Source organism: Microbacterium sp. C7(2022) (assembly GCF_028823665.1).
Taxonomy (GTDB): domain Bacteria; phylum Actinomycetota; class Actinomycetes; order Actinomycetales; family Microbacteriaceae; genus Microbacterium.
Genome location: NZ_JAPEHV010000006.1, coordinates 52,299 through 73,169, shown reverse-complemented (window position 1 = coordinate 73,169; position 20,871 = coordinate 52,299). Strand labels below are relative to the sequence as shown.

Genomic DNA, 20,871 nt, shown 5'->3' with positions numbered 1-20,871 from the left:
AGGATGGATGTTCTGCCGACCTGGCGCAATTGGTAGCGCACCCGACTTGTAATCGGGCGGTTACGGGTTCGAGTCCCGTGGTCGGCTCCATGTCCGAGCCCACACGCCCGCTATCGGGCGGCTCTGCGCCCGAGGACGCCGAGCGTCACCTGCCGCGGTGGATCGCGCTTCTCGGCGCGGCCGCCGTGGGCGTGCTGACCGCGACTCAGGCGAGAATGAACGGCGCGCTCGGACTCGCTATGGGTGACGGCATGACGGCGGCGTTCATCTCCTTTTCTTCTGGGCTCGCAATCCTGGTCGTGCTCAGCGCTGTGCTGCCGGTCGGCCGGCGCGGCGTGCGAACGCTGGTCACCGGTGTCGGTGCTCGTCGCATTCCATGGTGGATGCTGCTTGGCGGCGTGGCCGGAGCGCTCACCGTCGCAACGCAAGGTCTGGCGGTAGGGGTCATCGGTGTCGCCATGTTCACGGTGGGGATGGTCGCCGGGCAGACCGTGTGCGGACTCGTGCTCGACCGCACCGGGTACGGACCTGCAGGCGTCGTCGCCGTCACTCTTCCGCGACTGGTGGGCGGAGCGCTCGCTCTCGCCGCGGTCGGTTCTGCGCTCATCGGGGATTCAGCGCAGGGGATCCCGATGTGGATGCTGGTCCTGCCGTTCCTTGCGGGTGCCGGCATCGCATGGCAGCAGGCGACGAACGGCCGACTGCGGCAGCGGGTGGGAACACCGCTGACGGCAACCCTCGTGAACTTTCTCGGCGGAACTGTCGTGCTCGCGCTCGGTGCCGCCGTCAACCTCGCACTGACAGGTGGTCCGCGAGCGGTACCCGCCGAGTTATGGATGTACGCGGGCGGTGCGGTGGGAGTTACCTACATCTTCTTGTCGGCCGCACTCGTTCCGCATACGGGAGTGCTGGTGCTCGGGCTCGGGGCGGTTGCGGGTCAGTTGGTAACGGCAATCGTCATTGACGCGTTCTGGCCGACACAGTCCAGCCCGCCGCTGGTGGTCCAGTTCACGATGGTGACCATCGCGTTGTCGTCCGTCCTCGTTGCGTCGGTGCGCTCGCCTCGTCGGCACTGGCGCGTGCGCAAGCGTCGGTGAGTCCTCTTACTTCCGTTTCTTGCGCGGCATCCGTGAGAGATATCGACTCGGGTCCACGGCCTTGAGGCGACCGTTGCGCGCGCGCTCCGGCTTGCCTCCGACATACAGCCAGCCCAGAAGCTCTTCGTTCTTCTTGAGTCCGTGCGCTTTGGCGACGGACTTTGCTCGCGTGTAGTGACCCGTTCGCCAGATGACGCCCCAGCCCGCCTCGTCGAGGAGCAGGCTCAGCATGTGGGCGACGCCCGAGGCGACGGCTTCCTGCTCCCACCTCGGGACCTTCGAGCTCTTGCGGTAGCTCGCGACCACGCCGATGAGGAGCGGCGCCCGCAACGTCTTGTGCGAAGCGCCCTTCTTTCCCTCGGCCTTATGGATGGCACGACCCAGCACTTCCCGGTCGGCCCCTCGCAGCTCGATTAACCGCCATGGGTGCAATGACGAGTGATCGGCGACGCGGCCGGCGGCAGAGATCAGCGTCTCGAGTTCGGCGCGATCGGGCGCGGCATCCGTGACTTGTGAAAATGACCGACGCGCCAGCATCGCGTCGCGGGCCGAGGGTGTCACGCGTCTTCCGGGGTGAACGACAGCGAGATCGAGTTCATGCAGTACCGATCGCCTGTCGGCGTGCCGAACCCATCGGGGAACACATGGCCCAGGTGCGACCCGCAGTTCGCGCAGCGCACCTCCGTGCGAACCATGCCGTGGCTGGTGTCATCGATCAGTTCGACGGCCTCGGGGCGGATCGACTCGTAAAAGCTCGGCCATCCGCAGTGGGAGTCGAATTTCGTGCCGCTCTTGAACAATTCGGCGCCGCAGGCTGCGCAGGCATAGAGGCCAGCGCGCGACTCGTCGAGTAGCTCACCCGTCCAGGGGCGCTCGGTGCCCGCCTCGCGCAGTACCGCGTACTGCTCGCGGGTGAGCTCCTGCCGCCACTGGTCGTCGCTCTTGTTCACGGTGTAGTCCATGAGTCCTCCTCGATTCCCTCAATTCAACCGCACCCGAGGCGGTGTTGTTCCGCGGCTCCTGTGGGCCAGCCGCGAGAATGGGGGAGTGACCGATGCTTCGCGCGAAGACGTGGCCGCCGTCGTCGAGCGCTACGGGCGTTTTGCCCGTGACGAAGCCCCCGGTCGGTCTGCGTTGTATGCGGAGTGGGCTACGGGCGTCGCTGCGACACCCGACATCGCGAACATCGTGGCGCGCATCGCACCGACTCGTCGGCAGCCGCCGCTCGTCTTCGGCGTGAGCCGCATGCTCGGCGCGCCAGAGGAGACATTCGCCGAATGGGCCGAGTGGCTGCGCAGCCACTCGGAGGAGGTGGTCGCGGAATGCGGGCGGCGGATGCTGCAAACCAACGAACCTCTTCGCTGTGCGGCGCTGCTGCCGGCGCTCGCCGCCGTCGAGGGGCCGATCGCGCTCATTGAGATCGGCGCGAGCGCGGGCCTCTGCATGATTCCGGATGCGTACGCGTATGACTACTCGGGAGTGCGCCTCGAGCCCGCGCTCGGGGATCCCAGAGTGGAGCTGATGTGCGCCGTCGAAGGGCCGGTGCCGCTGCGGATGCCGGAGGTCGTATGGCGCGCAGGTATCGACCTTGCGCCTCTTGACGCGTCAGATCCGGGGGATCGACGATTTCTGACGTCGCTCGTGTGGCCAGAAGAAGACGAGCGACGTCGACGCATCGAGGGTGCGCTCTCACTGGCGGCTCAGCACTCGCTACGCATCGTTGCGGGGGATGCGACGGATGCCGCATTGCTGCGTTCGGTGCTCGACGAGGCCCCGCGTGATGCGACCGTCGTGGTCACGACTCCAGGAGTCTTGCCGCACATCGCGCGGGCAGGTCGCGAGCGGCTCGCGCAGACGCTGCGCTCGGCCGACGTCACGTGGATCAGCATCGAGCCGGGATGGATGCGCAATGATCCGAGTCCTGCGGCACGTGACCCGCGTGCGGGTTCTCTGTTGCTGACGAATGACCGGGCGATGGCTTGGGTGGACCCGCTCGGAGCTCGCATGGAGTGGCGCGCGGACTCGTCGGCGGCAGCGAGTTAGCGTAGGGCTGTGCCCCTTGACGATCGTGACCGCGCCCTGCTGGATTTCGAGGTGCAGTGGACGCAGCATGTCGGTGCGAAGGAAGAAGCGATTCGTGCACAGCTCAACATGGCGCCGGCGCGCTACTACCAGCTACTGGCGCGGCTGATCGACACCATCGAGGCGCAGGAGTACGACCCGATGCTGGTGCGTCGCCTGCGTCGGCAACGCGATACTCGGCTCGCGCGCACGGGCGGGTAGCATTCTCTGGTGCCCCAATCGACTCTCCCCAAGGATCGCTTCGACGACCTTCCGGACTCTGGCCGTGTGGGCGCACACCGCGCCGAGAACCCCCATATGCGGGGCTGGGTGGTGCTTCTGTGGGCCGCCCTCGCCACGATTGTGCTCATCGTGTTGGGCATTTTCGCAACGCTCATCGCCTCGGGGCGGATCGAGCTTGCTCCCGCGCCCGAACCCACGGTGGTCGAGACGCCCGCAGTCGAAGGTGTCGTCGATACGACCTACGACGTGCTGATCCTCAACGCGACCGGAGAAAGCGGTTTGGCGACGCAGTTGAAGGACGATGTCGTCGCGGCGGGCTGGGATTCTGACGCTGTGCTCGCCAGCGAAGCAGGGTCGGATGACTTCCCCGAAACCACCGTGTACTACCTGGATGCCGCGGACGAAGCCGCAGCGGTAGGTCTCGCCGACGTCATCGGCGGCGCGCGCGTCGAACAGAGCGACGTGTATCAACCCTCTGTCGAGGGTGAGAAGCAGCTGACGATTGTGATCGGTGTGGACAGCACCGGCGCTGGTGCGTCGCCCTCGGCCACGCCAACCCCGTAGTTCGCGGGGAGCAGCGTGCCTGAGCGGGTGTGAACGATGGCTCGTGTTTCCCCGCGGTAAACAGTTCGGTGCAAGCGTGTCAACACTTGCCGTGCGGCCGTCTGTGAACGGTTGCGCGTCCGTACGATGAAGCCTGTCGTACCAGCAACAGGAGATCGCATGGCCCAGGGCACCGTCAAATGGTTCAACGCCGAGAAAGGCTTCGGGTTCATCACCGTCGCCGATGGACAGGACGTGTTCGTCCACTACTCGAACATCGATATGAGCGGCTTCCGCGTTCTCGAAGAGGGGCAGACCGTCGAGTTCACCGTTGGCGCCGGGCAGAAGGGTCCGCAGGCGGAAGCTGTTCGCGTCGTCTGACCACCCGTTCCCCAGAGAAACGCCGATGCCATGCGCCTCGGCGTTTCTGCGTGTTGCGACACCCTCTCCCGCGGCTTGCACTCGATAGGGTCGAGTGCCAGAATGATTTAGCACTCGCGTTTGCAGAGTGCTAATACCGCAAGCCCACGTCCGGGAGGGACGACACACACATGGCAAAGATCATCGCTTTCGACGAGGAGGCCCGCCGCGGCCTCGAGCGCGGCCTCAACATCCTGGCCGACGCCGTCAAGGTGACGCTCGGCCCGCGCGGTCGCAACGTCGTACTCGAGAAGAAGTGGGGCGCCCCCACGATCACCAACGATGGCGTGTCGATCGCCAAGGAGATCGAACTGGACGACCCCTACGAGAAGATCGGCGCGGAGCTCGTCAAGGAAGTCGCCAAGAAGACTGACGACGTCGCCGGTGACGGCACCACCACCGCTACCGTTCTCGCACAGGCCCTCGTTCGCGAAGGTCTTCGCAACGTCGCGGCTGGTGCAGACCCCATCTCGCTCAAGAAGGGCATCGAGAAGGCCGTCGCGGCGATCACCGCTGAGCTGCTCGACAGCGCCAAGGAGGTCGAGTCGAAGGACCAGATCGCCGCAACCGCCTCGATCTCGGCCGCAGACGCCGAGATCGGTGCACTCATCGCCGAGGCGATCGACAAGGTGGGCAAGGAAGGTGTGGTCACTGTCGAGGAGTCCAACACCTTCGGCACCGAGCTCGAGCTCACCGAGGGCATGCGCTTCGACAAGGGCTACCTGAACCCCTACTTCGTCACCGACCCCGAGCGCCAGGAAGCGGTCTTCGAGGACCCGTACATCCTGATCGCGAACCAGAAGATCTCGAACATCAAGGACCTTCTGCCCATCGTTGACAAGGTGATCCAGGACGGCAAGGAACTGCTGATCATCGCCGAGGACGTCGAGGGCGAAGCTCTCGCGACCCTGGTGCTCAACAAGATCCGCGGCATCTTCAAGTCGGCTGCGGTCAAGGCGCCCGGCTTCGGTGACCGTCGTAAGGCTCAGCTGCAGGACATCGCAATCCTCACGGGCGGCCAGGTCATCACCGAAGAGGTCGGCCTCAAGCTCGAGAACGCAACGCTCGACCTGCTCGGCCGCGCACGCAAGGTCATCATCACCAAGGACGAGACCACGATCGTCGAGGGTGCCGGTGAGGCGTCGCAGATCGAGGGTCGCGTGACCCAGATCCGCCGTGAGATCGACAACACCGACAGCGACTACGACCGTGAGAAGCTGCAGGAGCGCCTCGCGAAGCTCGCCGGCGGCGTCGCCGTCATCAAGGCGGGCGCGGCGACCGAGGTCGAGCTCAAGGAGCGCAAGCACCGCATCGAGGACGCTGTGCGCAACGCCAAGGCAGCGGTCGAAGAGGGCATCGTCGCCGGTGGTGGCGTCGCGCTCATCCAGTCCGGCAAGGTTGCTCTCGACGGCCTCGAGCTGAGCGGTGACGAGGCGACCGGTGCGAACATCGTTCGCGTCGCAATTGGCGCCCCGCTCAAGCAGATCGCCCTCAACGCTGGCCTCGAGCCCGGCGTCGTTGCCAACAAGGTTGCCGAGCTGCCGATCGGTCACGGCCTCAACGCCGCGACCGGTGAGTACGGTGACCTGTTCGCACAGGGCATCATCGACCCGGCCAAGGTGACGCGTTCGGCTCTGCAGAACGCCGCATCGATCGCCGGTCTGTTCCTGACGACCGAGGCCGTTGTCGCCGACAAGCCCGAGAAGGCTCCGGCTGCTCCGGCTGACCCGACGGGTGGCATGGACTTCTAATCCAGCCAGGCAACGTCATGTTGTCCTGCCGATTGTTCGGCTACACGATGGGCCCCTCCGAGAGGAGGGGCCCATCGTTGTGTGCGACGCCGCTCAACGGAACAGGCTCACCGTGGCCATCTCGGCGTCCGCGTACTGGCGGCCTGCGACCGTCAGCGCTGCGTTGATGCTGGTGAGGGACTCTTCCACTTGTCGCTGAGTCGCGCGCCACTGCTCGACCACACCGTGGAAGGCCGATGAGGCTGAACCGGTCCACGTGGACTGGAGTTGTGTGAGCTGGGCCAGCATCGCATTCGATTCGGCGTTCAACCGGTCGATGGTGGCGCGGACCGTCGCGGTACTGGCGAGGACCGCATCGCTATCGACGGAGAAGACGGCCATGATGGTTCCTTTCTGCGGCGATGGTCGTTCCTTCACCGGCGTCTCCCACGCTAGGCGGACAGACAGCAGCAGGCGCGATCGCCATCTGGGTCGGTGGATGAAAAGCGAGAGGCGCGAACCTGGGGAGGAGGGGTCAACTCTCCTCGCGCGCGATGCGCGGGAGTGGCTGAGTCTCCAGGTACTCGTGGTCGGCAACATCGCGTGCCTGCTCGAGGGGAAATGCAACTCGGAAAGTTGCTCCACCACCGTCAGTGTCGGTGACCGTCACCGATCCGTGGAGCGCCTCGACGATCGAAGAGACGATCGACAGCCCGAGTCCGGTGCCGCCGGTCTCCCGCGCGCGGGAAGTGTCCGCACGCCAGAATCGCTGGAAGATCTTCTCCTTGATCTGATCGGGGATTCCCTCGCCGTGATCGATGATTTCGATCCAGCCGGTGCGGTCGGCATCGGATACGCCCACGCGTAGTTCGATCGGCGAGTCCGGTGGCGAAAAACGCCTGGCGTTTCCGAGCAGATTTGTGACGACCTGGCGGATGCGATTTTCGTCGCCGCTCACGATCGGCTCGAGACGTTCCACCGATGGTGGGGCCGGGGTGTCGATCGGTGCGGTGTCGGCGGAGGTCGCATCTGTGGTCTCTGCTCGTCCGCCGGCGCCTCGAGGGCGACGACGCAGCAGCGAGAACGTTGCGCCCGCCCGGGCGATCGGGGATGTGGGGGGCGTGGGCCGTGTGATCGCCGCGCTCTCGGGCGTGGAGGTGCCGGCGGCGACGTCTTTCGTTGAATCGATAACGGTCACGGGGCGCTGCGGCGAGGCCGCACGGACGTCGAGCGCGGCATCTCGTGCGATGGGTCGCAGGTCAACGGGGGCGACGACGACATCGCGTCGCTCGTCGAGTCGCGCGAGTGCGAGGAGATCCTCGACCAGAAGCCCCATGCGCACCGCTTCCTTCTCGATACGTTCCATCGACTGCGAGATCTCCTCGTCGCCGTTGATGGCGCCCATCCGGTAAAGCTCGGCGTAGCCGCGAACCGTCACCAGGGGCGTGCGGAGTTCGTGGCTGGCATCACCGATGAAGCGTCGCATTTGTTGCACGGTCGCGTCACGCTGCGAGATCGCGGCATCCACTCGTCCGAGCATCGCGTTGATCGCCGCTTTCAGGCGGCCGACCTCTGTTCGGGATGACCCGACTCTCGTCATTCGCTGGCTGAAATCGCCCGCAGCGATGGCATCGGCAGTGGATTCCACTTCGCCCAGGCTGCGGAAGGTCAGCGTGACGAGAAAGCGCGTGAGCAACGCGCCACCCACGATGGTCATGATCGCGAGCACCGAGTAGATGCCGAGGTAGGACGCGATCGTCCGGTTTACCGTCGCGAGGGGAACGGCCACCATCTGCGGGTAGAACAGGCCGCTGTTCGCGTACTCTTGCACGCTCACGGCGGCACGGTATTCGGCCGTGCCGTCACTGCTCGTCAGCGTCTTGACCTGCAGTTCCTGCGCTTGCGCACGATCGAGGGGATATTCCTCTGGGAACACGGGCTGCGGGGCGCCTCGTCCACCCGCGACGGCGAGCAGTTGACCATCCACTGGTTCGTAGGCGGCGACGAAGTACTCGGTGGACGGCGCGCTGTCCTTGGGGATGACGCTCAGCTTCCCATCGACACTCGAGAAGTCCATCAGGGGAGAGGTGAGATCGGTGCGCGCGAGTGCGTCGACCTGCGTGTCGACGGCGAGCACCAGGCTGTTCCGCAAGAACGCCATGGTTCCAATGCCGGCGGCGAACAGCCCTACGGCGAGCAGCATGACGGTGACGCCGGTGACCTTCGCGCGCAGACTGATGCCACGCCACCACGTCGTGACGGCGTCGGTCTTGCCGTCTATCGCGGCTCCCACGGGACTGCCGCCCGGATTAGGCGGTCTTCCCTGCCTTCAGCATGTAGCCGAAGCCGCGCTTGGTCTGGATCAGCGCCTCACTCGCGTGCGGATCGATCTTGCGTCGCAGGTACGAGATGTAGCTCTCCACGATGCCCGCGTCGCCGTTGAAGTCGTACTCCCACACGTGATCGAGGATCTGGGCCTTGGAGAGTACTCGGTTGGGGTTGAGCATCAGATACCGGAGTAGCTTGAACTCGGTAGGACTCAGATCGATCGATACGTCGCCGACACGCACGTCGTGCGTGTCCTGGTCCATGGTGAGTTCACCGGTGCGGATGACCGACTCTTCATCAGCCTGCATGGTGCGGCGGAGGATGGCTTGGATGCGGGCGACGATCTCGTCGAGGGAGAAGGGCTTGGTGACGTAGTCGTCGCCGCCGGCGTTGAGACCCGCGATCTTGTCTTCCACCTCGTCCTTGGCCGTCAAGAAGAGGATGGGTGCGGTGTAGCCGGCGCCGCGCAAGCGTTTGGTCACGCTGAAGCCGTTCATGTCGGGCAGCATCACATCGAGGATGATGAGGTCGGGTTCTTCCTCGAGAACCGCCGAGATGGTCTGTGCGCCGTTGGCCACGGCCCTGACCTGGTATCCGGCGAACTTGAGGCTCGTGATGAGCAGGTCGCGGATGTTCGGCTCGTCGTCGACGATGAGAATGCGCGGTGCGGTCATTCCCTCATTATGGCGAGGGAATCGTTGCGTTGTCTGGATATCGCGCGGAAAGCCCGTGAATCGTGCCTACGCGGCGACGCCGTCTGCGTCCAGGATCGTGTACGCGTACCCTTGTTCGGCCAGGAACCGCTGACGATTCTGCGCGAAATCCTGGTCGACGGTGTCACGGGCGATCAAGGTGTAGAAGCTCGCCGTGCGGCTGGTCTGCTTCGGGCGAAGCAAGCGCCCCAGACGCTGAGCTTCTTCCTGCCGGGAGCCGAATGATCCCGAGACCTGGATGGCGACGGATGCTTCGGGCAGGTCGATCGAGAAGTTCGCCACCTTCGACACGATCAGCACCGAGATCTCGCCCACCCGGAACGCTTGGTACAGCTCCTCGCGCTCCTCGATGGGCGTGGCGCCGGTGATCTTGGGGGCGTTCAGTGCGTCGGAAAGTACGTCGATCTGATCGAGGTACTGACCGATCACCAGGATTCTCTCGCCCTCATGGCGGGCAACCAGGCTCTTCACGACGCCGATCTTGGCCGGAGCAGTGGCGGCGAGGCGGTAACGTTCGTCGTCGGCCGCGGCGGCGTACTCGAGGCGGTCTCCTTCGGGGAGGTCAACGCGTACTTCGTAGCACACGGCGGGGGAGATGAACCCTTGTGCCTCGATCTCCTTCCACGGGGCGTCGAAGCGCTTTGGGCCGATCAGGCTGAACACGTCGCCCTCCCGGCCGTCCTCGCGCACGAGCGTCGCGGTGAGACCGAGGCGGCGGCGCGCCTGCAGGTCGGCCGTCAGCTTGAACACCGGCGCCGGGAGGAGATGAACCTCGTCGTACACGATGAGGCCCCAGTCCAGCGCATCGAGCAGTGCCAGATGCGCGTACTGGCCCTTTCGCTTCGCGGTGAGAATTTGATAGGTCGCGATGGTGACCGGCTTGATCTCCTTTGACTGGCCGGAGTACTCGCCGATCTCCTCTGCGGTGAGGGACGTGCGCTTGAGCAACTCATCCCGCCACTGTCGAGCGCTCACGGTGTTGGTGACGAGGATCAGTGTCGTCGTCTTGGTCTCAGCCATCGCGGCCGCGCCGACCAGCGTCTTTCCAGCGCCACATGGGAGCACCACGACGCCAGAGCCGCCCTCGGCGAAGATGTCGACGGCCTTGCGCTGGTAGGGCCGCAGGTGCCAACCGTGCTCGTCGAGGTCGATGGGATGCGGCGTCCCCGGTGTGTATCCGGCGAGATCTTCTGCGGGCCAACCGATCTTGAGCAGTTCCTGCTTGATGTGACCGCGCGCCCAGGCATCCACGAGGAAGGTGTCGGATGTGGGGTGTCCGACGAGGAGGGGTTGGATGCGCTTGTTGCGCGACACTTCTGCCAACACCGCGGCATCCGTTGATCGCAGGACCAGTTCGTTGTCATCGTTGCGCTCGATGACAAGGCGGCCGTAGCGACCCACGGTCTCGCGGATGTCGGTCGCCACGGACGGCGGCACCGGGAAGCGCGACCATCTGTCGAGGGTGGCCATCATGTCTTCGGCGTCGTGACCGGCTGCACGGGCGTTCCACAGGCCCAGACGGGTTACCCGGTAGGTGTGGATGTGCTCGGGAGCACGTTCGAGTTCGGCGAAGATCGCGAGCTCGTGGCGCGCGCTCTCTGCGTCGGGGTGTGCGACTTCGAGCAGTACGGTGCGGTCGCTTTGGACGATCAGGGGGCCATCAGCCATAGCGAGCTAGTCTACCGGCCCTGCGTGACCGTGTCGCCCGAGCGTCGCCTATGCATCGGCGGGAACGACGCTCACAATGCTCGACACCGGGAGCGTGCGCTCGATATCGGCGGCTCGATCCCGGCCGCGCAGTCGCCCGCCACCGAGACCGGTGGCCTCAAGAGTGAAGGAGCGTTCGCTGCCGTCGGGCATGCGCACGGTCACGACGATCTCGCCGCGTGCGCGCACGGCCTGTTCCAACTCCCGTTCGAGCCAGCCCGCTTCGCCATCCGTTCCGTGTCCGGTGCGCAGGGTTTTGACGAGCGGAGCGTACAGTTCGGTGGCATCGGGAATCGGACCGGTCGGGACCTCGACGGAACGGCGGCGGACAGGTTCGGCGTTACCGTCGTCATCTACCGCGACCACCGGGTACCGCGCGTCGGCCAGCGTCCAATACACCGCGTCACGACCGACCCGTGACATGAGAGCGTCTCCGTCGGGGACCAGTCCGAGCGAGCGGAGCGCCTGATCGACGCTGATGGTCTGCAGGACGGATCGCTCGGTGCTGGACACAGCGGTGCGACCGGTCGCGGCATCCGTTCGCACTTGCACGAGGCCGTGCCGCTGCGCGGTGCTGTCGATGAGGTACTCAAGAGGTTGCGGGATGCCAGTGAGCGACAATTCGCCGAGGAAGGCCCGAATCGACGCGGCAGTTTCGCCGTCGGTCATGCCCGCCGTGAGTGATTCGGCCGTGAATCGGTAGGTGGATGCTTGTGCCCGAGATTCGCGGTGGGCGACGGACCGCAACCGCAGATCGAGGGCGGGCTGCAACGGACCCGGAGCGATCGCCGTCAGATCGGCTTGAAGGTAGACGCGGTCGATCTCGGTTGCCAGCAGTGCGCCGAGCGGCGCGGTGTCGATGTCTCCACCCTCACGTAGTGGGGTCGTCCAGACCGGCTCGGCGCCGGTGGCATCGATGATGCCCCACCGTTCTGCGATGCGCTGGAAGCGTGTCACCTGCGCCGGCCAATCGAGGTCGAGTGGTCTGAGCGTTGCCCACATGCGAATGTCAACCACGCCGCCGTCTGGGGTGCGCAAGTCGGCGGGCAGCGCATCACGGATGCCCGCCACGATCTGAGACCAGCGAGACAATGTGGACGCCTCGAGCCAGGCTTCGCCCGCATCGGTCACCGTCCACACACGATCGCCGGCGCGCACGAGTCCCGCGGTGGACGCGACCAGCAGGGCGTCTTCGAGCTCGTCCGCTTCGTCGACGGCGCCGTCGTCGATGAGTCGTTTGCGATCGGCCGCGCTCACGGTGCCGGTGCCGGTGCGGGTGAACGGTCCGTGCAAGCACGCCAAGACGATGTCCGCCAGCGACCCAGACGCAGCGAAGGCGCGCTCTGCGGCAGCCGCGGATTGGGCGGAATCGGCGACAGCGGGCGCCGAGGGCGGCGCAGCCGCGACGAAAGCGTCGGGATGCTGGGCTTGCAACGTCTTCACGACTGCGGCGACCGCGCCAAAGGGCGTGTGATTCTCAGAAAGCAGGGCGAGTAGCTGAGCCCGGTCTTGGGCTTGGGGCGAGGGTGTTGCGTCGCCAGCGAGGAGCGTGAGAGTGTCGCGATCGAGAGTGACGATGAGTTTTTCGAGGGTGGCGGTATCGAGGAGCGCCTCTGCCGCGTCGAAGAAATCGTTCCATCCGCTACGAAGGCCGACTCCCCGGGCTGCGAACGTCGCGGCAAGGGCGACGTCGTCGAGGGCAGCCAGCCACGTTGCCAGTGCGCGCTCGTCGGAAGGCATTCAGTCGCCTCGGTTTGCCCGAGCCCTCCGCACGAGGCTCATGGTGAGCACGGTGAGGAGCATCGCGAACGCCAGGATCGGAGCAAAGTAGACCAGCACACCGATGGCTGGCCAGATGCCGGTCTGCATGTCGGCACCGGCCGAGCTGCCGATCATGATGGCGAAGAACGACACCACCGACAGCAGCAGCAACCCGAGCGACATGAACGCCAGAACCCGATCCAGGGTTCGGATGGGTACATCGTTCTCGGGGGGATTCGCGCTCATCCGCATCAGCCTACCGCGCCGCGCGCGTGCCCTAGGCTGGAGGGTGGGATTCTATTGATCCCCATTCGGTCATGCCCGCGCTCTGCGGCACCATCTACAGCGAGGTTTCCATGCCCACCGGCAAGGTCAGGTTCTACGACGAAGCGAAGGGCTTCGGCTTCATCGCCACGGACGACGGCCAGGACGTCTTCCTGCACGCCACCGCGTTGCCGGTGGGTGCCGCGGCGCCCAAGCCCGGGACGCGTCTGGAGTTCGGTGTCGCCGATGGCAAGCGCGGTCTCCAGGCGCTGTCTGTGCGGGTGCTCGAAGCACCGGTCAGCCTGTCGAAGCGTTCCCGCAAGCCCGCAGACGACATGGCTGTGATCGTCGAGGACCTGGTGAAGGTCCTCGACTCGATCGGCGGCGATCTGCGTCGGGGGCACTACCCGAATGCGGGTCTCACGAAGAAGGTCGCGGCAATGCTGCGCAAGGTCGCGGATGACTTCGACGCCTGAGGATGAGGGGACGGCGCCTGCCGTACCCGCGATGTCGGCAGATGTCGTGGCCGTACTGCTTGACGCCCGCGATCTCGCGCTCAGCGCGCTGCAGGAGATCACCCCCGCCTCGAGCGTGGGGGAGCCGGCGGACTACCGGGTCGAGGGTGAGAACGTGCTGTCGCTGCGCTTTCACAATCGACTCGCGGGTTACCCCGGCTGGTTCTGGACCGTGACGTTGGCCAAGGTCGACGACAGCGAACCCACCGTGCTCGAGGTTGAGTTGCTGCCAGGCACGGGCGCGCTCGTCGCGCCCGACTGGGTGCCATGGGCCGTGCGATTGGCCGAGTATCACGCGGCTCAAGAGGCGCTCGCCGAGTCGGAGAGTGACGATGACGCCGAAGGCCTCGACGACGTTGACGATCTCGATGCGTCGGATTTCGATGAGGACGGTTCCCCGATCCTCCACGCCGGCGACGTCGACGGGGTCGATATCGACGAGCTCGATGAATCGGACGACGACGACTCGGACGATGACGATGAATCGGACGACGACGACTCGGACGATGACGACTCGGACGACGACGAGTCCGACGAGGAGTGATCCTCGGTGAGGTATCGAGATCTTCGGTAGCAAGGGATACGCCAACGGCACGCTGGGGACATCGCCGACCAGGTCGGTATGACACACGCCGGCATCCTGCAGGCGTTCGTCGTTCTTTCGGCCGAGTCGGTCACTGACGACCATCCCGCCCACGAGTTCTTTCGCAAGCGCTACGAAACCCTGCGTGGGGAGATCTCGCGTGCGTTCGGAGAGATCTGTGCGCAGCGCGGCAGCGTTGACGCGCCGCAGATTGCGGCCACCACAGCATCCGTCACAGCAGTAATGGATGGTCTTCAGGTTCAGTGGCTGCTCGACAGGGAGAATGTCGCGCTCGCCGAGGCTAGCCGGTTCGCCATCGAAGCGATCGCTGCGGCTGTGCTCGCCCCGCAACCCCGAACGATCTTCGACTGAGTCAGAGTGCGTAAGTGCGGGGCGGGAACACCCGCCGAGCCGTCAGAGGTGCTCGATCACGTAGTCGATGCTACGGATCAGTTGGCGGACATCGTCGGGCTCGATCGAGACGAAGGTGGCGACGCGCAACTGGTTGCGTCCGAGCTTGCGGTACGGCTCGGTGTCGACGATGCCGTTCGCGCGAAGAGTCTTGGCCACCGATGCCGCGTCGACGGTGTCGTCGAAGTCAATGGTCACGACGACGGGGGAGCGATCGGCGGGGTCTGCAACGAACGGGGTCGCGAACGTCGCGGCCTCGGCCCATTCGTAGAGCGCGCCGGATGACTCAGCGGTGCGCTGGGCTGCCCATGTCAGTCCGCCATTGTCGAGGATCCACCGAACCTGCTCATCGAGCAGGAACAGGGTAGAGACGGCCGGAGTGTTCAGCGTCTGATTCAGGCGGGAGTTGTCGACGGCGTTTTTCAGGCTGAGGAACTCGGGAATGTATCGATCGGATGCCGCGATCTTCTCGATCCGCTCGATGGCCGCCGGGGACACGGCCGCGTACCACAGGCCCCCGTCCGACCCGAGGTTCTTCTGCGGTGCGAAGTAGTACACGTCCGCCTGCGTCACATCGAAGTCGATGCCCCCGGCAGCGCTGGTGGCATCGATAACGGTGAGTGCGCCTTCGTCGGCGTGGACACGAGTCACCGGGGATGCGACACCGGTCGATGTCTCGTTATGAGGCCACGCATACACGTCGACGCCCGCGACCGGCTCCGCGACCGCGCGGGTGCCGGGTTCGGCCTTGCGTACGTCGGGCGCCTCCAGCCACGGAGCTGCGGCAGCCGCCGCGAACTTTCCGCCGAACTCACCCGAAACGAGGTTCTGGCTACGTCGCTCGATCAGGCCGAAGGCCGCGGCATCCCAGAACGCGGTCGACCCGCCGTTACCCAGGATGATCTCGTACCCCTCGGGGAGGCGGAACAGCTCTGCGAGGCCCTCGCGCGTCGAGCCCACGAGATTTTTCACCGGTGCTTGTCGGTGCGACGTGCCGAACAGGGATGCGCCGCGAGTTGCGAGCGCCTCGAGCTGCGCGGCGCGCACCTTCGAGGGGCCGCATCCGAAGCGGCCGTCAGTGGGCAGAAGTTCGCGGGGCAACTCGACCTGAGGCATGGGCCAAGTCTATGGAACGCCGGCGAGCTCGCTCGTCACCTGTGACATGGCGTGACATCGCCGGTGTGCGCGCCGAGGTTCTACGGCGGCGCGTCCGCCGTGTCATCGCCATTGGATAGGCTGTAAGCCGCCGCTTTCGACTGTTGAGGACTTGCGACATGACTGATCTCATCGACACCACCGAGATGTATCTGCGCACCATCCTCGAGTTGGAGGAAGAGCACATCGTCCCGTTGCGCGCCCGTATTTCCGAGCGGCTCGGCCACTCCGGCCCGACCGTGTCCCAGACGATCGGTCGGATGGAACGCGATGGGCTGGTCGTCGTGTCTGAGGATCGATCGCTGCAGTTGACCGAATCCGGTCGGCAGAAGGCCGTCGATGTGATGCGCAAGCACCGTCTCGCCGAGCGTTTGCTGTCGGACGTGATTGGTTTGGACTGGGCCTACGTGCACGAAGAAGCGTGCCGATGGGAGCACGTCATGAGCGAGCAGGTCGAACGCCGACTGGTTGAACTGCTCGGGCATCCGACCGAATCGCCCTACGGTAACCCCATCCCCGGTCTCGACCAGCTGGGCGACGTCGCCGCGAACGGATTCGAGCAGGGCGTCGTTGGGCTCGTGCAGCGTCTGAATGAGGCGGGCGAGCGGGTTTCTGGAACTGTCCGGCGCCTCGCCGAACCCGCGCAGGTGGACCCTGAACTACTGCAACAGCTGAAGTCCGCGGGCGTTATGCCGGGATCCACCGGCAGCTATCAGTACAGCGAAGGTTATGTCCTCGTCGAGATGGATGGCAGCGAGGAAAGCCTGGAACTGCCCATCGAGCTGGCCTCGCATATCTTCCTGGTTGACGACCGCGTCTGAGTGCCGCACTGCGCAGCGCGCGCGATATCAAATTGCCGCGAAAGTGGCATCCCCGTGGCGTTCGCACCGTGTCAACGTGACATATTCGTTACCTTCGGGTAGCCTCGAACGGTCCACTAGGCGAGAAGCCCGCCGACGGACCCCGCACGGATTGCCTCTCTGGCTCGTCGTCTGTGTGGTGAAGCCCGCATATCGTGCCCCGACATCGAATGCCGACGAGCCAGCGCTCCGGCGCAGAGGCGCCGGAGGATGATTTGGCTGAACACAACGATTCGCCCTCGAGCGAGAATGAGAACGAGGCGGCGCTGACTACGCGTCGAGCGAACTCCCGTCGCAAGGTCGCGACGAACTCGAAGGTGAAGAGTCCCGCCGTGGCGTCTGCGCGACCTGCGGCACATCCGGCGACCCCACGACCGACGGTGAAGTCGCGCGTGGCTAAGCCGCTGCGCAGTCTTGTCGTACTGAGCATGGTCGGCGGACTCGTCGCCACGGTTGCGCTGCCGGCGTTTGCTACCGGTGGCACGGTGGAAGCAGAGCCTGTCACGGTGCAGCAGATGGCGTCTGAGGACGCACAGTCGCTCGTGGTGGCATCCGATGTCAGCGGTGATGACCTCGCGCGCGACAGCTACTCGGCCACGACCGAGGAAGAGATCGAAGAGGAAAAGGCCAAGGAGGCAGCTGCAGCGGCCGCCGCGGCTCGTGCGCGCATGACCGCGAGCGTCGCGTCGGTTCCGGTCAACGTCAACATGGTCTCACCGGGCTCTGGTGCCGTGCGATGGCCGATCACGAGTTTCACCAAGGGCCGTGGTCTGTGGGACTCGGGTTACCACCAAGGTGTCGACCTGCTCGGTTCGTGCGGAACGCCCCTCTACGCTGCGGCGAGCGGCGTCGTGCGCGTGTCGCAGGAGAGCTTCGGTGGCTACGGCGTGGCCGTCACTATCGATCACGTTCTCAATGGTCAGCAGGTGTCCACTCTGTATGGCCACATGACCTACGGCAGCCGCCAGGTATCTTCTGGACAGTCCGTCTCGGCGGGTCAGCTCATTGGGCTCGTGGGAAGCACGGGCAGTTCGACGGCATGCCACCTGCACTTCGAGGTTCACATCAACGGTGGTGTCGTCGATCCCTGGGCGTGGCTGCAGGCCAACGCTGGCTGATCAACGTCGCTGTCGAGAAGGCGTGTCGGGGCAGGTGCCGCGACACGCCTTCTTCGTCTATTCGCTTACGATTCCCCTCGTGTTGTCACGGGTGGGTTACCCTGATCCCGACGCTCGAAACGAAGCGGAGGGAAGCTGATGGCCACGACACCACGCATCCGAACCATGGATGCGCTTGGACGCCTTGTCCTTCGGCATTACACGACCGGACGGCACGGATCTTCCGTGATGTCATGGCGCTGTCTGTGAGACAGCGCCTTTTTTTGTACCCTCACGCCCCGCGGAATGCGTCGAAGTTCGAACAAGCCGAGAAGCCGTCTCGGCCATTCGAGAGGATGAGCAATGCGCACTCTGGTACTGAATGCCGGGTATGAGCCCCTGGCTGTCGTGTCGTTCAAACGAGCACTCGTGCTGGTGATGAACGAGAAAGCCTCTGTCATCGAGCACGCGGACGATAATCCCGTGTGGGGCACACGCAGATCGTATGACCGCCCTGCGGTCATCATTCTCACGCGATACGTACGGGTTCCCGGCGGTCGCAATGTTCCCGTCACGCGCCGCGGCGTTCTGCGGCGCGATGGTCATCGGTGCGCATACTGCGACAAGTCGGCCTCGACGATCGATCATGTGCTTCCGCGTTCGCGCGGGGGTGCTGACTCGTGGGAGAACCTGGTCGCTTGCTGCTTGCGGTGCAACAACATCAAGGGTGATCGCACCCCGCAGGAGATGAACTGGGAGCTGCGGTTTCTTCCGCGGCCGCCTCGCGGGGCGCAATGGACGGTACGAGGCACCGATCGCACCGATCCCTCGTGGGTGCCTTACCTTGATCTCGCAGCTTAGCGTCTGCTCTACGACTCGTAGAATCGTACATATCTGCTGAATAGCCGCGTCTCGATGTCTTAGCCCCTCTGTACTGTCGATTTTGACGATGATAGTTTAGAACATCAGTTCTAATTAGAGGGATGGCGACAGGATGCCTCAACAGGCAGAGCGAGCCGAGATCGCGCAACTTCGTGCGCAACTCGAGCGGGTTCAGGGGCGAAAGATCGATGCCCCAGTGCTGCCCGTGCACCCTGCGCTGAGCGATCTGCTCCCCGGTGGAGGGCTCCGGCCGGGGGCGGTGTATTCGGTGAGCGGGGCGATGTCGTTGCTCCTGGGGCTGATTGCGGGACCTTCGCAGGAGGGCTCGTGGTGCGGCATGGTCGGTATGCCCGAGGTGGGGATCGAAGCGGCGGAGCGACTCGGGGTCGACCTTGGTCGTGTCGTGCTGGTGCCACGGCCCGGCATACGGTGGATCGCCGTCGCCGCGACGTTGGCCGAGGTACTGCCGGTGGTCGCTGTGCGACCTCTCTCTCGTGCGGGCAATGCCGATGCCTCGCGTCTGATGGCGCGACTGCGCGACCGCAATGGCGTTCTGCTTGTACAAGGGCCGTGGCCTCAGGCCGAGGCAACTCTGGATGTGGCGGGGGCCTCGTGGGAGGGGTTGGGGCGCGGCCATGGATACCTCTCAGGGCGCTCGCTGACGGTGACGTCCTCGAGCAGGCGCTGGCCGACCCCGCGACGCCGACGACTTCTCTTGCCCGCGGGCGATGGCAGCGTTGCGCAGATAAATGAGCCACTCACCGCGGCCTGGGGCGCACGCGATGAAATCGGAGATACCCGCGCCGGGGGCGAACCTCCACGAATCCGGGCGGTGGGCTGATGGATGCCGCGACCCTGCCGGTCCGCAGTCTTGTGCTGTGGTTCGCGGATTGGCCGGTGACCGCTCTTGCGCTCGATGGTCCTGATCCGCTCAACCCTCAGCGACCGATCGCCGTCGTGGAGAACAATGCCGTGATCGCCTGTTCTGCTGCGGCACGTGCCGAAGGAGTGCGTCGAGGGCAACGCCGGCGTGATGCGCAGGCGCGATGCCCGCGGCTGGTGATCGTGCCGAGCGACGCGACGCGGGATTATCGGGCATTTTCTCCGGTGGTCGCTGGTCTCGAAGAGCGCGCACCCGGAGTGCAGATCATCCGGCCGGGCCTGTGCGCGTTGCGGGTGCGAGGCCCGGCGCGGTACTACGGAGGCGAGCGCGAAGCCGCGATGACGCTGATGGCGGCATTGCGAGATCGCGGGGTGGCGCAAAAGGGCATGGGCGGTGTGCGTGCTGGCATCGCCGACGGCCCGTTCACCGCCGAGCAGGCAGCGCGGCTGGCTGGTGAACACGACCCGGTGTGCATCGTGGCTGAGGGGGAGTCAGCGGCGTTTCTCGCGCCGCTTCCGGTAGCGGTGCTGGGCGTGGCATCCGACCTCAGCGTGAGCGCCGCGACATCGAATGGCCGGGGCCGGGCGCGCACGCCAGCACGTACCGAGGCGAAGAGCGATCTAGTGAGCCTGCTTGCCAGGTTGGGCGTGCACACCCTTGGCCAGTTCGCAGCAATGAGTGATGAGCGTGTGCGTGAGCGCTTCGGGGATCGCGGCGTACGGTTGCACGCGTTGGCCGGAGGCCGCGATTCACGGACGATCGAGCCTCGGGTACCCCCGCCTGAGTTGCAGCGCGAGGTGGCCTTCGAGCCACCGCTCGATATCGCAGAACAAGTGGCCTTCGGTATTCGTGTGGCTGTCGACGAGTTCATCGCAGGCATCGGTGCGGTTGATCTCGTCTGCACCGAACTACGGGTCGAGCTTGTCGGTGATCGAGGCGAGCGCAGCGAGCGGGTGTGGTTGCATCCCACATCATTCGACGCGGCCGCTGTGGTCGACCGAGTGCGCTGGCAACTCGGCGAAGATGATGGCCGGATGCGCAGCGGCGTGGCGCTGGTGCGCATCTCACCCGAGGCGGTGGATGCGGCACATCACCATCGTCCGGCGATTTTCGGTTCAGGTCCGGAAGAACGGGTGCACCATGCACTCTCGCGCGTGCAGGCGATGCTTGGTCATCAGGGTGTGCTCACACCGGAGGTCGGCGGCGGCAGGTGGCTGGCTGAACGGCAGGTGCTCGTGCCGTGGGGTGATCGCGCGGTCGTTGCGAAAGAGCGCGCTCGCCCCTGGCCCGGCAGTCTTCCCGATCCGCTGCCGACGACCGTCTTCTCGGCTCAAGAGGCCGTGGACGTAGCCTCACTCGGCGGGTTTGCCGTTGACGTTGATGACCGGGGCATGCTTTCCGCGGTGCCAGCGCGCTTCACTCACGGTGGCCGTACGCGCGCGATTGTCGAATGGGCTGGCCCCTGGCCTGTGATCGAGCGAGGGTGGGATGCCGCCAGAGCGCGCAGAGCGCACCGATTTCAGATTGTGGATGCCGACGGTGTCGCCTGGCTGTTGGTGTGCGATCACGGCGCGTGGCTGGCTGAGGCGCGCTATGACTGACCGGTCTCAGAGAAAGG

At 65.3% G+C, this 20,871-nt stretch carries 23 protein-coding genes and 1 tRNA gene; 15 read left to right on the top strand and 9 right to left on the bottom strand.

Annotation, left to right across the window (positions count from 1 at the left end):
• Nucleotides 1-14: 14 nt before the first annotated feature.
• Nucleotides 15-90 (top strand) — tRNA-Thr (locus tag ON062_RS10720).
• Nucleotides 90-1,097, top strand: coding sequence for a DMT family transporter (locus ON062_RS10715; RefSeq protein ID WP_274647132.1), 1,008 nt, complete (start codon nucleotides 90-92; stop codon nucleotides 1,095-1,097). The genes ON062_RS10720 and ON062_RS10715 overlap by 1 nt, the downstream gene beginning before the upstream one ends.
• 6 nt (nucleotides 1,098-1,103) lie before the next feature.
• Here ON062_RS10715 and ON062_RS10710 read toward each other — a convergent pair whose 3' ends face one another.
• Both ON062_RS10710 and msrB read right to left on the bottom strand, forming a co-directional pair.
• Nucleotides 1,104-1,634, bottom strand: a complete 531-nt coding sequence (locus ON062_RS10710; RefSeq protein ID WP_274647413.1) for a nitroreductase family protein — start codon at nucleotides 1,632-1,634, stop codon at nucleotides 1,104-1,106.
• 20 nt (nucleotides 1,635-1,654) lie between these two features.
• Nucleotides 1,655-2,059 (bottom strand): peptide-methionine (R)-S-oxide reductase MsrB, encoded by a 405-nt coding sequence (gene msrB / locus ON062_RS10705; protein WP_274647131.1) that lies wholly within the window; start codon nucleotides 2,057-2,059, stop codon nucleotides 1,655-1,657.
• A gap of 85 nt (nucleotides 2,060-2,144) precedes the next feature.
• Here msrB and ON062_RS10700 point away from each other — a divergent pair, with 85 nt between their 5' ends.
• The 5 genes from ON062_RS10700 (at nucleotide 2,145) to groL (ending at nucleotide 6,115) form a co-directional block, all read left to right on the top strand.
• Nucleotides 2,145-3,140, top strand: coding sequence for a DUF2332 domain-containing protein (locus ON062_RS10700; RefSeq protein ID WP_274647130.1), 996 nt, complete (start codon nucleotides 2,145-2,147; stop codon nucleotides 3,138-3,140).
• A gap of 9 nt (nucleotides 3,141-3,149) precedes the next feature.
• Nucleotides 3,150-3,380, top strand: coding sequence for a DUF3263 domain-containing protein (locus ON062_RS10695; protein WP_274647129.1), 231 nt, complete (start codon nucleotides 3,150-3,152; stop codon nucleotides 3,378-3,380).
• A gap of 9 nt (nucleotides 3,381-3,389) precedes the next feature.
• A complete protein-coding gene (locus ON062_RS10690) occupies nucleotides 3,390-3,965 on the top strand; it encodes a LytR C-terminal domain-containing protein (RefSeq protein WP_274647128.1) in 576 nt (191 codons plus the stop codon).
• 159 nt (nucleotides 3,966-4,124) lie between these two features.
• Entirely contained in the window at nucleotides 4,125-4,325 is a 201-nt protein-coding gene (locus ON062_RS10685) for a cold-shock protein (RefSeq protein WP_274647127.1), read from the top strand.
• A gap of 170 nt (nucleotides 4,326-4,495) precedes the next feature.
• Complete coding sequence (gene groL / locus ON062_RS10680; RefSeq protein WP_274647126.1) at nucleotides 4,496-6,115, top strand: chaperonin GroEL; 1,620 nt, start codon at nucleotides 4,496-4,498, stop codon at nucleotides 6,113-6,115.
• A 93-nt stretch (nucleotides 6,116-6,208) separates the two neighbouring features.
• Here groL and ON062_RS10675 read toward each other — a convergent pair whose 3' ends face one another.
• From ON062_RS10675 to ON062_RS10650, 6 genes are all read right to left on the bottom strand, one after another.
• Nucleotides 6,209-6,496 (bottom strand): WXG100 family type VII secretion target, encoded by a 288-nt coding sequence (locus ON062_RS10675; RefSeq protein WP_274647125.1) that lies wholly within the window; start codon nucleotides 6,494-6,496, stop codon nucleotides 6,209-6,211.
• 133 nt (nucleotides 6,497-6,629) lie between these two features.
• Complete coding sequence (locus tag ON062_RS10670; protein ID WP_274647412.1) at nucleotides 6,630-8,297, bottom strand: HAMP domain-containing sensor histidine kinase; 1,668 nt, start codon at nucleotides 8,295-8,297, stop codon at nucleotides 6,630-6,632.
• Nucleotides 8,298-8,403: 106 nt separating this feature from the next.
• On the bottom strand, nucleotides 8,404-9,096 hold the full coding sequence (locus ON062_RS10665; RefSeq protein ID WP_274647124.1) for a response regulator transcription factor: 693 nt from the start codon (nucleotides 9,094-9,096) through the stop codon (nucleotides 8,404-8,406).
• 66 nt (nucleotides 9,097-9,162) lie between these two features.
• Nucleotides 9,163-10,803 carry a DNA repair helicase XPB gene (locus tag ON062_RS10660; protein WP_274647123.1) on the bottom strand — a complete coding sequence of 547 codons (1,641 nt, stop codon included), beginning with the start codon at nucleotides 10,801-10,803 and terminating at the stop codon, nucleotides 9,163-9,165.
• A 48-nt stretch (nucleotides 10,804-10,851) separates the two neighbouring features.
• Nucleotides 10,852-12,582: a helicase-associated domain-containing protein gene (locus ON062_RS10655; RefSeq protein WP_274647122.1), complete on the bottom strand. Its 1,731-nt coding sequence runs from the start codon at nucleotides 12,580-12,582 to the stop codon at nucleotides 10,852-10,854.
• Nucleotides 12,583-12,849, bottom strand: a complete 267-nt coding sequence (locus ON062_RS10650; protein ID WP_274647121.1) for a multidrug ABC transporter ATPase — start codon at nucleotides 12,847-12,849, stop codon at nucleotides 12,583-12,585. It abuts the gene before it with no gap.
• A gap of 110 nt (nucleotides 12,850-12,959) precedes the next feature.
• Here ON062_RS10650 and ON062_RS10645 point away from each other — a divergent pair, with 110 nt between their 5' ends.
• From ON062_RS10645 to ON062_RS10635, 3 genes are all read left to right on the top strand, one after another.
• Complete coding sequence (locus tag ON062_RS10645) at nucleotides 12,960-13,343, top strand: cold-shock protein (protein ID WP_274647120.1); 384 nt, start codon at nucleotides 12,960-12,962, stop codon at nucleotides 13,341-13,343.
• Nucleotides 13,327-13,926: a DUF3027 domain-containing protein gene (locus ON062_RS10640; RefSeq protein ID WP_306802488.1), complete on the top strand. Its 600-nt coding sequence runs from the start codon at nucleotides 13,327-13,329 to the stop codon at nucleotides 13,924-13,926. Before ON062_RS10645 ends, ON062_RS10640 begins: the two co-directional genes overlap by 17 nt.
• 78 nt (nucleotides 13,927-14,004) lie before the next feature.
• Nucleotides 14,005-14,337, top strand: coding sequence for a TetR family transcriptional regulator C-terminal domain-containing protein (locus ON062_RS10635; RefSeq protein ID WP_274647119.1), 333 nt, complete (start codon nucleotides 14,005-14,007; stop codon nucleotides 14,335-14,337).
• 42 nt (nucleotides 14,338-14,379) lie between these two features.
• Here the strand turns inward: ON062_RS10635 and serC are convergent, their stop codons facing one another.
• Nucleotides 14,380-15,492 (bottom strand): phosphoserine transaminase, encoded by a 1,113-nt coding sequence (gene serC / locus ON062_RS10630; protein WP_274647118.1) that lies wholly within the window; start codon nucleotides 15,490-15,492, stop codon nucleotides 14,380-14,382.
• Nucleotides 15,493-15,650: 158 nt separating this feature from the next.
• Here serC and ON062_RS10625 point away from each other — a divergent pair, with 158 nt between their 5' ends.
• The 5 genes from ON062_RS10625 to ON062_RS10605 all read left to right on the top strand — a co-directional run bounded on the left by ON062_RS10625 (nucleotide 15,651) and on the right by ON062_RS10605 (nucleotide 20,854).
• Complete coding sequence (locus ON062_RS10625) at nucleotides 15,651-16,352, top strand: metal-dependent transcriptional regulator (RefSeq protein WP_274647117.1); 702 nt, start codon at nucleotides 15,651-15,653, stop codon at nucleotides 16,350-16,352.
• A gap of 209 nt (nucleotides 16,353-16,561) precedes the next feature.
• A complete protein-coding gene (locus ON062_RS10620) occupies nucleotides 16,562-17,509 on the top strand; it encodes a M23 family metallopeptidase (protein ID WP_274647116.1) in 948 nt (315 codons plus the stop codon).
• A 342-nt stretch (nucleotides 17,510-17,851) separates the two neighbouring features.
• Nucleotides 17,852-18,349, top strand: a complete 498-nt coding sequence (locus ON062_RS10615) for an HNH endonuclease (RefSeq protein WP_274647115.1) — start codon at nucleotides 17,852-17,854, stop codon at nucleotides 18,347-18,349.
• Nucleotides 18,350-18,482: 133 nt separating this feature from the next.
• Nucleotides 18,483-19,211, top strand: coding sequence for a hypothetical protein (locus tag ON062_RS10610; protein ID WP_274647114.1), 729 nt, complete (start codon nucleotides 18,483-18,485; stop codon nucleotides 19,209-19,211).
• Nucleotides 19,211-20,854 carry a DNA polymerase Y family protein gene (locus tag ON062_RS10605; RefSeq protein WP_274647113.1) on the top strand — a complete coding sequence of 548 codons (1,644 nt, stop codon included), beginning with the start codon at nucleotides 19,211-19,213 and terminating at the stop codon, nucleotides 20,852-20,854. Before ON062_RS10610 ends, ON062_RS10605 begins: the two co-directional genes overlap by 1 nt.
• The last annotated feature ends 17 nt before the right edge of the window (nucleotides 20,855-20,871 follow it).